Source organism: Rhizobium sp. NZLR1 (assembly GCF_017357385.1).
Lineage (GTDB): Bacteria > Pseudomonadota > Alphaproteobacteria > Rhizobiales > Rhizobiaceae > Rhizobium.
Genome location: NZ_CP071632.1, coordinates 4,177,000 through 4,191,005 on the forward strand (window position 1 = coordinate 4,177,000; position 14,006 = coordinate 4,191,005).

At 57.4% G+C, this 14,006-nt stretch carries 9 protein-coding genes and 2 pseudogenes; 5 read left to right on the top strand and 6 right to left on the bottom strand.

What is annotated here, in order from left to right:
* Positions 1–19: 19 nt before the first annotated feature.
* A complete protein-coding gene (locus J3O30_RS20550; RefSeq protein ID WP_207582022.1) occupies positions 20–307 on the bottom strand; it encodes a DUF2282 domain-containing protein in 288 nt (95 codons plus the stop codon).
* Between the two features lie 127 nt (positions 308–434).
* On the opposite strand from J3O30_RS20550, the pseudogene J3O30_RS20555 reads away from it, so the two are divergent.
* Positions 435–725, top strand: a pseudogene (locus J3O30_RS20555) (hypothetical protein); the annotation flags it as partial.
* A 27-nt stretch (positions 726–752) separates the two neighbouring features.
* On the opposite strand, the gene J3O30_RS20560 reads toward J3O30_RS20555, so the two are convergent.
* Both J3O30_RS20560 and J3O30_RS20565 read right to left on the bottom strand, forming a co-directional pair.
* The gene (locus J3O30_RS20560; protein ID WP_207582023.1) at positions 753–1,916 is read right to left on the bottom strand and encodes a GTP-binding protein; all 1,164 of its coding nucleotides are present in this window, start codon (positions 1,914–1,916) and stop codon (positions 753–755) included.
* 24 nt (positions 1,917–1,940) lie between these two features.
* Positions 1,941–3,074, bottom strand: coding sequence for a D-alanyl-D-alanine carboxypeptidase family protein (locus J3O30_RS20565; RefSeq protein ID WP_207582024.1), 1,134 nt, complete (start codon positions 3,072–3,074; stop codon positions 1,941–1,943).
* Positions 3,075–3,258: 184 nt separating this feature from the next.
* On the opposite strand from J3O30_RS20565, the gene J3O30_RS20570 reads away from it, so the two are divergent.
* Positions 3,259–4,422, top strand: coding sequence for a M20 aminoacylase family protein (locus tag J3O30_RS20570; RefSeq protein ID WP_207582025.1), 1,164 nt, complete (start codon positions 3,259–3,261; stop codon positions 4,420–4,422).
* 809 nt (positions 4,423–5,231) lie between these two features.
* On the opposite strand, the gene J3O30_RS20575 is transcribed toward J3O30_RS20570, so the two are convergent.
* From J3O30_RS20575 to ligD, 3 genes are all read right to left on the bottom strand, one after another.
* Positions 5,232–6,239 carry an integrase core domain-containing protein gene (locus tag J3O30_RS20575; protein ID WP_246762768.1) on the bottom strand — a complete coding sequence of 336 codons (1,008 nt, stop codon included), beginning with the start codon at positions 6,237–6,239 and terminating at the stop codon, positions 5,232–5,234.
* Positions 6,240–6,665: 426 nt separating this feature from the next.
* On the bottom strand, positions 6,666–7,694 hold the full coding sequence (locus J3O30_RS20580) for a hypothetical protein (protein ID WP_207582026.1): 1,029 nt from the start codon (positions 7,692–7,694) through the stop codon (positions 6,666–6,668).
* A 94-nt stretch (positions 7,695–7,788) separates the two neighbouring features.
* Positions 7,789–8,850, bottom strand: coding sequence for a non-homologous end-joining DNA ligase (gene ligD / locus J3O30_RS20585; protein ID WP_207582027.1), 1,062 nt, complete (start codon positions 8,848–8,850; stop codon positions 7,789–7,791).
* 58 nt (positions 8,851–8,908) lie between these two features.
* Here ligD and J3O30_RS33260 point away from each other — a divergent pair.
* The 3 genes and pseudogenes from J3O30_RS33260 (at position 8,909) to J3O30_RS20595 (ending at position 13,732) form a co-directional block, all read left to right on the top strand.
* Positions 8,909–9,185 (top strand): annotated as a pseudogene (locus J3O30_RS33260) (hypothetical protein).
* A gap of 1,512 nt (positions 9,186–10,697) precedes the next feature.
* Positions 10,698–12,482: a hypothetical protein gene (locus J3O30_RS20590; RefSeq protein WP_246762692.1), complete on the top strand. Its 1,785-nt coding sequence runs from the start codon at positions 10,698–10,700 to the stop codon at positions 12,480–12,482.
* Positions 12,483–12,542: 60 nt separating this feature from the next.
* Positions 12,543–13,732 (top strand): IS3 family transposase gene (locus J3O30_RS20595; RefSeq protein WP_207582029.1). Its coding sequence is split into 2 segments (ribosomal slippage): positions 12,543–12,795 and positions 12,795–13,732, totalling 1,191 coding nucleotides; the frame shifts between segments, so codons are not numbered across the junction.
* Positions 13,733–14,006: the final 274 nt, after the last annotated feature.

Genomic DNA, 14,006 nt, shown 5'->3' on the forward strand with positions numbered 1-14,006 from the left:
CTGGGCCCCCGCTTGACGGTCAGCCCTTCATCGGCTCCAGCTTGCCCATGTGGCCGCCGACATTCATGCTGGTGCAGGTACCGGTCGGCACAGCTTTCCAGGAGTTGCCCTGATAGTCCATCGTCGAGGTGCCTGCGCAGGTCGTGCCGGCGCCTGCGGCGCAGTCGTTATGTCCCTTGAGCGCGATGCCATAGCACTTCTCGTTGCCGACCATTTTCTCAGCCGGCAACGGGGCGGCGAAAGCAACGGACGCAAAAGCGGTGGCGAGCGAGCCGGCGAGGGTAAGGGTGAGCGTCGAACGGTTCATGGATGATCTCCTCTTGGATGTTCCGCCGGCCGGTCATCGGCCGGGTAACTCTCCATTCGGTTCGGCAAGGCCTTCTGTTACGCATGGCAACGAACACGAATTCGTGATCGACAATATGGTTTGCTGCAATGCAGCCCAGGAGGCGCAGATCCAGGAAGCCTCCTTCGAATTCGACCGGCTGCTCGGCCGCGGCGAAGCGACGGGTAAGAGCGACTTCGCTTTCCACCGAGAAATCGCGGCTGCCACGAACAATTCATATTATGTGGAAGTTCTCGATGCGCTTGGCATGCGGGCGATCCCGTGCGACATAGCCTCGCCCTGGGGCACAGACAGCACGCTGTCGCGTGACTATCCGGAAGGCCTGCAGCGCGGCGAGCAGGCAAGATGGCTTTCAGGCAGCGGTAAACACAGAAGCTGATCGCGTAACAACAAATGTGAACGCGATCTAGATTCGCATGCCGGGAATGGCGAGCGGATTGTCGGACAGCGCGGCGCGATCGGGCATGTCGATGCGCGGCTTGCCGAGGAAGGCGTCGAACAGATCCTTCACGAAGGCTTCCGACAGATCCTTGGTGATCAGCACCATGCGCGTGCGCCGGTCGCTGGGATCCGGCCAGGCGGCAAGCCGCACCGGCGGATGGAAGATGCTTTGCACGCCATGCAGCACCAGCGGTCGGTCCGGCCGGTCGGAGACGGAAACGATCGCCTTCATCCTCAGCAGCTTCTCGCCATGGGCAGAGCGCAGCAGGTCGATAAACATGTCGAGCGCCATCGGATCGATCGGCTTTTCCTCGACGATCGAGAAAGAGCGGATCGAGGCATCGTGACGGTTGACGTCATGCGGGTCCTGATGCGCGTGATCATGGTGGTGATGGTGGCCGTGGTCCCCATCATGATCATGATTGTGATGATTGTGATGCGCCTCGTGCGCATTCTCGTCCTGCAGCCAGCGGCCGACATCGGCGATCTTCGTCGCCGGATCGTAGATGCCGTTGACGAGCACCGCGGCACTGCCTGCCTCGGTGCTGTCGGCATCCATCATCGTCGCGCGCGGATTGAGCGCCCGCAGGCGCTTTTCCAGAGCATCCACTCCAGCTGTCCCGCCGGCCATCGGTTTTTTCGAGACGATCAGCCGGTCGGCGACCGCCGCCTGCTTGCGCGCTTCCTCGTGATTGTCGAGCGTCTGCAGCCCGTTTACCGCATCGACGACGGTAACGACGCCATCGAGTTCGAAATTCGTCGCAATGACGGGATTGCCCATGATTGCCTGCATGACCGGAGCAGGATCGGCAAGACCCGTCGTTTCGATGACGACGCGCTTCACCGGCTTGACACGGCCGGTCTGCACAGCGTCCATCAGGTTTGCCAGCGTATCCACAAGCTCACCGCGCACGGTGCAGCAGAGGCAGCCGTCTGAGAGTTCGATGATCGAATCGCCGGAACTTTCGACCAGCAGATGATCGATGCCGACATCGCCGAATTCATTGATGATGACGGCTGCATCCTTCATCACCGGATCTTTGAGGATGCGGTTGAGCAGCGTCGATTTGCCGGCGCCGAGAAAGCCGGTCAGGATGGTGACCGGAATCCTGTCGTTGAGCGCGCTCATGTCGTTTTACCTTGAAAACCTATCTTAGAAAGATGTCGGGCGCGGCATCGGCACCGGCACGTTGGCGATGCCTCCCGCCGTATCGCCAGTCGCCACCTTTTCCGGCTGCTGAGCCGGCTGCGGATCCTGGCCGGGAATGAGGCCGGCAAAGACAAAGCGCGGATCGTGATCCATTTCCAGGATATAGGGCGACTGCACCCGCATACGGCCGACCTCGTCGCGCGTTTCGCTGCGCACCTTGGCGCCCTTGGCGCTGCAGATATCGGCGGTAATGTCGGAAACCTGGTCTTGTCCCGCGCCGTAAGGCTTCAGCGAACCCAGCGTATCGTTGCCGGGAAACGGCGTGGTGAAACCCTTCTGCAAAAGGTTCGCCGTCGCATCGGCGCGCGCTGCGAGACTGTCGGTGCCGAGCACGACCGAGACGAGCGTATGGCCGTTGCGCGTCGCCGAACCGATCTGGTTGAAGCCCGAGGCGCAGATGAAGCCTGTCTTCATGCCGTCGGCGCCGGCGAAGCGGCCGATCAGCATGTTGAGGCTCGGCACGTTTTGCTGGCCATTGGTGAAACCCTCAAGCGCAAAGTACCCGGCATATTGTGGAAAATCGCGGCGCAGCGCCACGGTCAGCACCGCAAGGTCGCGCGCCGTCGTATACTGCCCTTTGCCGGGCAGGCCATTCGGATTGACGAAATGCGAATCCGTCATGCCGAGCTTCAGCGCCTCGCCGTTCATCCGCGTCACGAAGGCTTCCTGGGTGCCGCCGACCGCTTCGGCGACCGCGACGGCAATGTCGTTGGCCGATTTCACCATCAGGATCTTCAGCGCGCTGTCGAGCGTCAGCTTCTGGCCCGGCTTGAAATACATCTTGGCGGCCGGCTGCGCGGCGGCGCGCTTGCTCATGACGATAGGCGTATCGAGGCTGATCTGGCCGGCGCGGATCGCGTCGAACACGGTATAGACGGTCATCAGCTTGGTCAGCGAAGCCGGATACCATTTGCGGAAGGCTTCCTCATGCTCGAGCACGCGGCCGGTCTGCACATCGACGAGAATATGCGGATTGGCCTGAGCAAGCGGAATGGAGGCAACAAAACCGGCAGTCGCAGCGATCGCAAAACTCAACGGCCGCAAAGCGGCAAACAAACGGAAGTGGCTCGTCGACACGGTTCGTCCTTCGGATATTCGGAAAATCTCGAAACCTTCACCTATTTATCCTATATGGCTATGACATGGCAAAGGTCATTGACTAAGTAATTTCCACAGCCTCACACCGCAGCCTCACACCCTGGGCTTCACACCCTTTTGATGCGATGAAAGATTGTCGGGATTTCATAACAGGAACGCGAATATGCCGATTTTGAACAGAGCCGCGGAATTGCAGGACGAAGTCGCCGAATGGCGCCGCCACATCCACGCCCGGCCCGAACTGCTTTTCGCGGTGGAAAACACGGCCGCCTTCGTCGCCGAAAAACTCAAGGAATTCGGCGTTGACGAGATCGTCACCGGCATCGGCCGCACCGGCGTCGTCGGCCTGATCAGGGGCAAGGGCGAAGGCCGCCGCACCGTCGGCCTGCGCGCCGACATGGACGCCCTGCCGCTGACCGAAATATCAGGCAAGCCCTGGGCTTCGAAGACGCCGGGCAAGATGCATGCCTGCGGCCATGACGGCCACACCGCCATGCTGCTCGGCGCCGCAAAGTACCTGGCCGAGACCCGCAATTTCAACGGCAATATCGCCGTCATCTTCCAGCCCGCCGAAGAAGGCGGCGGCGGCGGCAACCTGATGGTCAAGGACGGCATGATGGAGCGCTTCGGCATCGAAGAGGTTTACGGCATGCACAATCTGCCGGGCCTGCCGGTGGGACAGTTCGCCACGCGCAAGGGCGCGATCATGGCGGCGACCGACGAATTCACCGTCACCATCAAGGGCCGCGGCGGCCACGCCGCCCAGCCGCACCGGACGATCGACCCGATCGCCATTAGCGCCCAGATCGTCGCCAACCTGCAGATGATCGCCTCGCGCACCGCCGATCCGATCAGCTCGGTCGTCGTCTCGGTCACCAAGTTCAATGCCGGTTTCGCCCATAACGTCATACCGAACGATGCGACCTTCGCCGGCACGGTGCGCACGCTGGACGCCGAAGTACGCACGCTGGCCGAGACGCGGTTCCGGCAGATCGTCGAGGGCCTGGCCGCAGCCCACGGCGCCGAGGCCGAAATCAGCTTCCACCGCAACTACCCCGTCACTGTCAACCATCCTGACGAGACCGAACATGCGGTCGCCACCGCCACTTCAATCGCCGGCGAGGGCAACGTCAACGCCGAGATCGACCCGATGATGGGCGGCGAGGATTTCTCCTACATGCTGAACGCCCGCCCCGGCGCCTTCATCTTCATCGGCAACGGCGACAGCGCCGGCCTGCATAACCCGGCCTACGACTTCAACGACGAAGCCATCGCCCACGGCATCTCCTACTGGGTCCGCCTCGCCGAACAGCGCCTCGGCGTCTGACAACAATTAAGGCTTGGCTTCCCGCCAAGCCTTTTGTATGCATGGCATTCAGTGGTCCCGTAGCTCAGCAGGATAGAGTGCTTTTTGGGGCATACCGGTCGTACCGGTTTGTTAAGCCTCGGAATCCAAAGAAGGTTTATCGGTACGAAAACCGGTACCGAATTTGAACGAGCGTGCAACAATAGCGTTGTTCGCTGAACGAAAATAATCAGTTTGTCGATTTATAGATGACGCGATTTTCACGGGTCACGACGAAACTCGCGAAGAAGCGTCAAAGACTGAGATAACAGGCGCACAGGGCGCGGGCGACGAGTCGCATCGCCGACTATATCAATGACGTAACGTTTCGTTGTTGACCGGGCCGACGGTGGCTTTCCGTTCGAGTCGAAAATTGGACTCAGACGACCTATGCGTCACGGTTTCAGGTGTTTCCTGTCTTGCCATTTCCGCCAGCTCGTCTAGAAAGCAAAGTACGTGTCCACGTAGCTCAGCAGGATAGAGCACAGGATTCCTATAGAATTGGGGGCTGCACAGGGAAACGGTGCAGTCGATCTGCTCAAAGTCGGGGAACGCTTCGCTGGCCTTCCAGCATGCCAATCCCGAGCCAAGCTTCGGAGAAATCCGTTGAAGGTGTAGAGACTGGATGGGTAGCACCTAAAGGCCTAAGGCCCATGGTGAAGGGACAGTCCAGACCACGAACGCGGAAGCGGCGGCGAAAGTCGAAGTGGTATGAATCCTGGGGTCGGAGGTTCGAATCCTCTCGTGGACACCATTCACTTTGGGTCCGTTCTGGACACATGGGTTACGGTTTATTCCTGAGACATAGGTAACACTTTTGGACCGAAAGGGTTCGGCAAAGGTTCAAGCCTGCATGTCTCATCATCGAAGTATCCCAGATCGTAATCCATAAAGCTTGTAAGCCAGATATGGTCTTCGACCTGCTTGATGCCGACGGCCTGACCGGCGAAGACCAGACTGAGATTGATCTTGCATTCTGCCGGGCAGGCCATGTCGAGCGCCTGGTGGGGCCGCTCGGTGTTGAACTCCTCGACGAAGTCGTCGAAGCGGGCTTGCTGCTGCAGGAAATTGTCTCCGGCCGGCTTGGTTGTCTCAAGTTTCAGTGTCAGATGCATGCGCTCATGGCGGCCGTTCTGCTGCGGGTTGCCCGGCTTGATGCGCTCGATGTCGATACCGAGCCTGAGCCACCAGACGGCGAGCCGAGACAGATTGAACAGACCGTTGGGGCTGGCGAAAGGCACTCCGTTGTCGGTTCTGATCGCCTTGGGCAGGCCGAACTCCTTGAAGACGCGTTCGAAAACGGTGAAGGCGTGGACCTCCTTGGTCGTGTGCAACGCTTCGCAGGCCAAAAGATAGCGGCTGGCGAAGTCGGTGATCGTCAATGGGTAGCAATAGCGCTTGTCGGCAAGCATGAACTCGCCTTTGTAATCGGCACACCAGAGGTCGTTGGGCAGCCCTGGATTGGAGAGGGCCGTTCCTTCAGCCCTGTTGCGCCGCCGCCTACCGTGCTTGACCAGGCCGTTGCGGTCGAGGACGGCATGCACGGTTGAGATCGCCGGCGTGTGAACATCCGGATATAGCCGCGCCAGCCGCTCCCTGATCTTTGGTGCGCCCCAGTTGGGCTTGTCCTGCTTGGTCCGCACAATCAGTTTCTCGATTTGGAACGGAAGCTGATTGGTGTGCCGGTAAGGCCGTCGCGATCGATCTGTCAGTCCTTCCAGACCGCTGTCGTTACAGCGGCTGATGATTTTGTGACCGGTCTTGCGGGAGATGCCGAATTCGCGGCATAGCGCCGCTATCTACTCGCCATCCAGAACCCGCGCAACGAATTTGAGACGCTCGTCCATGCGGTTGCACTCCTGCCAAGGCACCTTCGCTCTCCTCGCAAAGGCAAAAAGTGTAACCCATGTCTCCGGTATGAACTGTCACCCCTCTCTCGGGAAGGACGTTGGCGCGCGAGCATCATGCTCCAAACGCCTGGGTGCGACACGCGATGACCTCAGCTCCGCCGAACCGCGATGCGTTGGCGTGCCGAATTCGTACGGCTTCATCAAATCGGATTTTTTTCATCAAGTTGAAAACGGTATTGTGTTGGCTTTAATTTTCGAAGGGTGCCACGTCCAGTCGGTGGTGGGCCTCACCGAAAGCCTCGGATACCCAATTGTAGCGCGCAAAAGCGAATGGCAATCCGCGCAACATCGAATGACAATAGAAACTCGTCTGGTCTAGGGTCCTAACAAACCCATCAGAAAGCTTCCGCTGAAGAGTGAATATAGCCAGGGCACCGCGGCGACGATTGCGGCTCCTACCAGCGTCGTGAAAAGCCTTGGACCGTCCAACCACGATGTAGGCTTTCTGTCATCTAAGAAGACCACAGAAGCCGTTGTTCGATCATAGAGCAGCTTGAACGCCCACGCTAAACCGACCGTAATGGCGAAAAGCAGAAGCCGCCGAAACAGAGGAAGGTCGGCCGAATAAGCGATTGCGAACAACAAGAGGAGGCCATTGAACGATAAACCAAACTGCTCAAAGATTGAGCGAAAGCGCCTGCGCCTTAAATATGGAAGTGATTTTAGTTCTTCGAGTACGCCGCCCACCCACACATCGTTGGTCCCAGAAACAGAACAAGTGGTACCCGCCCCGCCGACTGTGATGTCGATCGACCGTGAGAGCGGATTTGCCGGTTCGGTCAGACTCAATGAAATCTCTGAGGTTTCGCGAGGGAGGCCCGGTAGTTTCCAGAAATCCGGCTCGTACACGTTGTCCATCCCGCCATTGCGATTTGCCCTTACGACAACCTCGAACGGCGTAGACAGCATGTTTTTCATGACCGCAGTCAGGTCGCGGATTTCTTCGCGATAGATTTTCATGCGCGGAAGAAATTCAGTTCGGGTTCTGAAACGGATGGGTGCGCTGGTGGTGTTTTCCGGGGTAGGAGTTGGCACTGACGCAGGTACAGGCCCAAGTCTAAATGGACCGGCATGGCCGCTAGAGGTTTCCCAACGACCAGCTAAAACCTGCTGTTCAATATCGGAAAACCGAAGTGTGACTGTCGTACGGTCTAACGCGTCGACAGACGCCAAGACTAAATCGTGGCCGACAGCTGCGTTTTCGATGTTCCCCTTGAACGCAAAGGTGCCTTGCGAGTTGCCGGCGCGAAGAACCAACTCTGATCCTTCGAACTCCGCGAAAAGATTAGCGACCTGGGTGCCCCTTAGATCTCCAATCCAGCTACCTTTCAGGATATCTGACATCGGCCCACCTTTTCCAATGGGCCGAAACTACCATTTCACCCCTTGATTCTCTATTAGTGCCCGGCTCGACGGTGGTTCTGAGGCCGAGTATCCCCTAGTATTGTCGATTACTCTGGTCGATCTCATAGACCCCCGCGTTGTCCTGCACCTCACGCAGACCTTTATATGAAGCGTGCCGCAGCTTGCCGTCTTCCGTCCACGCCCTGTACTCGATTTCTGCAATCAGCGTCGGCTGCAGCCAGACAACGTTCTTTCTGGTGCCGGTATATTGGAGCGGTGGCGTCTTTCGCGTGATCTTGTCCATCATTTCGCGTAGCTCCAAAACATCGCGTTCTTTGAAGCCGGTCCCGACTGAACCGACATAGACGAGGCCGGAGCGTTTGCCGGCGGCGAGCAGTAGCGACCCGATCTGACCACGCCCGGCCATCGACTTCTCCCAGCCCACGATGAAGAAGCTGTCGCTTTGGATGCATTTGACTTTGACCCAGTCGCCAAACCGGCCAGATCGATAGGGTGCATCCCTGCGCTTAGCAATAATGCCTTCAAGACCATGCTCGCAGGCGCTTGCCAATAGCCGGTCGCCATCGGCATCGATCTCTTCCGAGAGTCTGATAGCGCCGGCAGCACCCTCCATAAGGTCCTCCAGGATGTGCCGGCGCTCGCTCAGGTCCATGCGCGTTAGATCATGTCCATCGAAATACAAAAGGTCAAAGGCGAACAGGATGGCGTCGGACGAAGCCTTGTTGCCGCCGCGGCCGCCGAGGCTTTGCTGCAACAGTCCGAAATCCGGCCGGCCTTGCTCGTCGAGAACCACGGCCTCGCCGTCGAGGATTGCTGTGCCAACGGGAAGCCACATGGCCGCCTGTTTGATTGCCGGGAAACGATGCGTCCAGTCGTGGCCGCCACGCGTCAGGATACGCACGCTCGTGCTCTCGATATGCACCGCCAGGCGATAGCCATCCCATTTGATTTCGAAGACCCACTCGTCACCCTTCGGCGGCTTTGCCCTCAGCAGCGCAAGGCACGGCTCGATGCGGGCGGGCATTGGGTCGAGAAGAAGATTCGGCTGCGCCGGGTCGCGAGGTTTGCGCGGCCGAGATGTGATCGGTTTATCGGCATGTCTCAGGAGCGGTTTTAACTTGGGAGGTTTGGTCATGGAACCATCGCATCAGCAATTGCTTAAAATGCTGTCAGTTGAAGAACGAGTCCACGCAATGAAAGATGAATACAAACCGCTCTACACGTGGCGGCAGACGTGGCCAGGAGAAGGGTTCCAGGACTTCACCGGGTTCGATGGTGAGCAGTCTTTCGGCCGCATCCAGTTGGACCAAACGAGCCACCACAAGACGGGTCTATGGAAGTGGAACGCTCACATTCCGGTGGGTACGAGACTACATAGTGCCTCATAGCGGATGGGAGGCAACGTCCCTGACGATCGCGCTCCCGCACGCAACGGAATCGATCTTGATCCAGATCGACTGTACGGCATGAACTCATCGACCGAACACACCGGGAAATCGCGTCGGTACTTGTCGACGTCGAAAGCTTCCGGAATGTCGAAGATGCTGAATCCGTCGATGAGGCGAACGAAGGATGTGCCCCGTCCGCCGCCGTATCGTTGGGAGTCTGGGATGCGCGGCTCAGGGCGTATAAACCCATCGGTTATTATCTGCCTGAATAGGTCTTCGCTGGTCGTGTGCCATAGGCCTCCCGCCAGCCTCGTCGTTATGAACTGATCGCACCTCATTCTATCATCCGCGCGTCGACAGGTAGACTTTGTGAGTGCAATCCACATTGGATCGGTAGTAGGAACGACTGATCCGGCCATCGTCGTGAACGAAGAAGGAGTAGACCCCATATTCGTCGGGCTCTCGGAACGTCAGCCAGTATTCGATTTCCGGGGAATATTCAGCGCGGCCTCGTTGTATGGATATCTTGGCCGTCTCGAACGACACTGCTCCATGCCGGTATTGCTCTTTGCCATATTGATCCAATGTCGTAGAAAAAGCGATGCAATTCCATTGCTGCCTCAATACGTTGTTGCAGCCGACGATCCGTGTCCTATTGGACTACGCGCTCCATGACCGTTTGGTCTGCGCCGTCGAACAATGGTGACAGGTCCGTGCTTCTTTCGGAACGAGAGCGCTAACCAGTGCGAGATATCGAAATATCGGTCGACCAGGTCATCTTCCGTCCAATGAACCAGCGCGTCCGAGTATGGCACGAAGTGCCTGGTTCCGATCGTTTCAAAATCGTGGAAGAATGGATACTTATGAGAAAGGGCTGTTAGCTCAGCGTCGGCCCTTTCAGGTCCGCCCGCACAACCTCGTCTTGACGCCGCTTAGCCTTCAAGTGGGCCTTCTCCATCAGGTCGGGACCGATTGAGAGGATAAGATTCGTGATCTCCCTTTGATTCGACTGGAGAAACCTAGACTCGGTGTCGTCGAGATTCCGTGTTTTCTCTGATAGCCGTTGCGTCACCGCTCCGAGTTCCGCCTTAGCTGCCCGCTCCTGATAAACCAGCCGAGACCGAACGTAACCGGCAAGTCTCTCGACTGAGATTGCCCATCCGAACACTCCTTCTGAAGATGCCATGTCCCCCCAAATTATTTAATCGTCACTACGACTTGGGAGTTGCGATTTACCAAGTGTTCTGTGGCCAACTCCTGAGCGGTTCGGGATCAGGAATCAGCTAGGGCCTCAATAACTATGACTCGCGCCACACCGACTGTCTCACTTCTACGAGACCCCACCAATGTCTTAGTCGTTGAATCACTTGACTGCAACCAGGAATAGATTACGATTACTTCAGGCCAAGCTACTTGGGAGGGGCCGGTGCGTAAGTATTATGACTGGGCGCTGCCCTTGTTACTATTACTTTGCTTGTCATTCGGGGTGCACGCGGAAACCGTTCCAGGAACAATCGCGGGCCAACTGAGCGTAAATCTCGGGGGATCCTCGTCCTACAATCTCCCGCTAGTGGTTCCTGCGGGAACGGCTGGCATGTCGCCCAAGCTTTTCCTGTCCTATGACAGCAACTCGGGTCCTAGCCAGTTTGGGCTCGGTTGGTCCCTTTCCGGCGCATCGACGATAAGTCGGATTAACCACACGACCTTCATTGACGGCCGGCCAGGCGCGATCGACTTCGACGATCCTTCCGATGGCTACACCTCCGACGCGTTGGCTCTAGATGGCGCGCGGCTTGTGATTGCTCCCGAAGGCGGCCCCTATCTGGCAAAAACGATTGACGATCAGACACGTGTTTGGCGCGATGGCGAGGGTTTTGTAGCAAAGACAAAAGCCGGCCTGACCTTATACTTTGGTGAGCGTCCGAACTCACAGGTGAAAACGGTGGGTGGAAAGATTCTGACGTGGTCGCTCAGCCGCATTGAAGACACGTTCGGCAACCAGATCGTGTTTCTGTATGTCCAGCGCGACGGCGACTGGGGTGTCGATAAGGTGTTTTGGACGGTGGCGAAGGGAGCCGTGGACCCAGCAATGCTTTACGACGAAGGCGCACTGCGTGCGAACTCGTACGCTCACTTAGAGGTTTTCTACGAAACGAACGCGCAGATATACTCCGCTGGTTTCATAGGCGGCGAAAAGATTACCCGCAGCCTTTTGGCCAAACAAATATCGGCGTTCGTGGGTCATGCCGAGTTCGGTCGGTACGAGTTCGAGTACGACGCTACCGACCGTTTTGGGGCTCACCGGCTGAAATCGATCAGGGAGGTTGGCGCTGACGTTGGCGGAGAGCGTCTCGAGTATCCTAAGACGGAATTTACCTACACTGAATTCGACCCACACTGGAACAAATCGTCAAGCTATGAACTGCCTTCGGATTTTGGATCGTACCGTTCATTGAAATCGGGATATCGCTTGGTTGACATCGATGGAGACGGCGATCGCGACGTTTTATATTCGGCATATGTAGGCGGCTACAGCTTCCGAAGGGCATTCAAACAGGATGCTCAACAATGGCTTTCGAGCGAGGGGCTTGCCCCGCCACTCGATTTTTCCACCGATACAGATTTCACAGATCCCGTTTTTTTCTTCGATTCGGATGGAGATAAGAAGCAGGAATTATACTCAAGCCGTCTGGCTGGCGGGAAACTTCAAGCGACCGCCCACATACAAGACAATGACACCTGGAAAGAAGTCAAAGGACGTGAACCACCATTTATCGTGATTATGGACGGCCGCAGGTTGGTAAAAACATCGCCCACTCTTTGGGATACGAAATCTCTTCTTTTGGCTTGGGATGAGCGAGGCGTCCTCGAAGCTTGGCATATTGATCAAGACAAATGGGAAAGCGTGCCGGTCTCGGGGTGGCCTGAGGCAACAATGCCTACTGATGTATTTGAAGGTGACTTCGACTGCGACGGGCAGAACGACTTGGCGACTCTGTCGGTTGACAGGCGAACGCTTCGATTTCTGAAGAAGCATGCAACATCAGTTGGAGACCTAGAGCTTCAACAGATCGCCGTCTATCAGGCTTCAGACGAGATCTCCATTACAAAGCAAATAATGCGCACGGGGTGCAGTAGCATTGCTGTGGCTATCCCAGGTTCGCGAGAAATTTCAACCGTTGGCTTAACCTCCACAGGAGCTGCCGTCGTTCAGCAACTTCCCGTCACCGCTGATCAGATGGACCACATGGCCGATATCCTTCCTCTTGATGTCGGTGGGCAAGGCCAGCAGGATATTGCTCTACTCTTAGCGGACGCGGTTGCAAGGCCAAACATTTCATTGTTTCGTTTTGACAAATCGACGAACGATTGGTCGTGACCTGCCACTGCGAATTTCTTCCAGAATTGATTAGAGTCCGGCCTTACGAAGGACGGACGAATGAAGAAGCAGAGATTTACAGAAGAGCAGATCATCGGTGTGCTGCGTGAGCAGGAGGCTGGCGCAAAGGCGGCTGACCTCTGCCGCAGACACGGAATTTCAGAAGCGACGTTTTATAATTGGAAGGCCAAATACGGCGGCATGGAGGTGTCCGAGGCGAAGCGGCTGAAGGCGCTTGAGGACGAGAACGCCAGGCTGAAGAAGCTACTGGCCGAACAGATGCTTGATGCAGCCGCGCTCCGCGAGCTTCTTGCAAAAAAATGGTAGGGCCTGCCGCCAAGCGTGAAGGCGTCATGCATCTGAAGGCCGTCATGGGTCTTTCGGAGCGGCGGGCCTGCCAGATCATATCCGCCGACCGTAAGTCGGTGCGTTATCGGTCAAGTCGACCGCCGGAGGTAGAATTGCGGGCGAAGCTGCGCGACCTCGCCAATGAGCGGCGGCGTTTCGGCTATCGGCGACTGTTCGTCCTGCTTCGGCGGGACGGAGAACCGTCCGGGGTCAATCGCATCTACCGGCTCTACCGCGAGGAAGGACTTTCCGTTCGCAAGCGCAAAGCCAGGCGGCGTGCTGTCGGCACGCGTGCACCGATCCTGGTCGAAGCGAAGGCCAATGCCCGCTGGTCGCTGGACTTCGTGCATGACCAGTTTGCTTGCGGCAGACGCTTTCGCATCCTCAATGTCGTCGATGATGTGACGCGCGAATGCCTGGCGGCGATCCCGGACACCTCGATCTCCGGTCGTCGCGTCGCTCGCGAACTGACGACCCTCATCGAACGGCGCGGCAAACCGGGAATGATCGTCTCCGACAACGGCACGGAATTCACCTCGAATGCCATCCTTGCCTGGTCGAAGGATCACAAGGTCGAGTGGCACTACATCGCGCCGGGAAAGCCAATGCAAAACGGTTATGTCGAGAGCTTCAACGGCCGGATGCGCGACGAGCTGCTCAACGAAAGCCTGTTCTTCGGCCTCGATCATGCCCGAAGTGCCATCGCTGAATGGGCCGACGATTACAATCATTTCCGACCACACTCATCGCTCGGATACCAGACCCCGGCAAGCTATGCCGAAACCATCGCCGCAACCGGCTCCAACGCTGCGCAAGATGAAAGCTTCGCGTTTCCGCCGGTTGCTCACACCGCGCCACTTGGCGTATTCAAAACCCCCGAGGCTCTAATCGCAGCTGGATGAAAGTTCAGTGGCAGGTCAGGAAGCATGAGTGAGTGAAGATCGAATTCAACTGTGGTTCGCGTTCTGCTTTGTAGGAAGCATTTGTGCCTACAGCTGGTATTGGTACATCAGGTCGCTCGTCTTCTATCTCAGGAACGGATTCGATTTCAGCAGAGATTTCGGCCCCAAGCTCTATCGATCTGAGTTTCCAGATCATGATCAGGACTGGGCGACGCCGAGACAGAAGTTCCTACTCAATTGGCCTTTCTGGGTGCTGACGAGTTCGTTCGTTCTG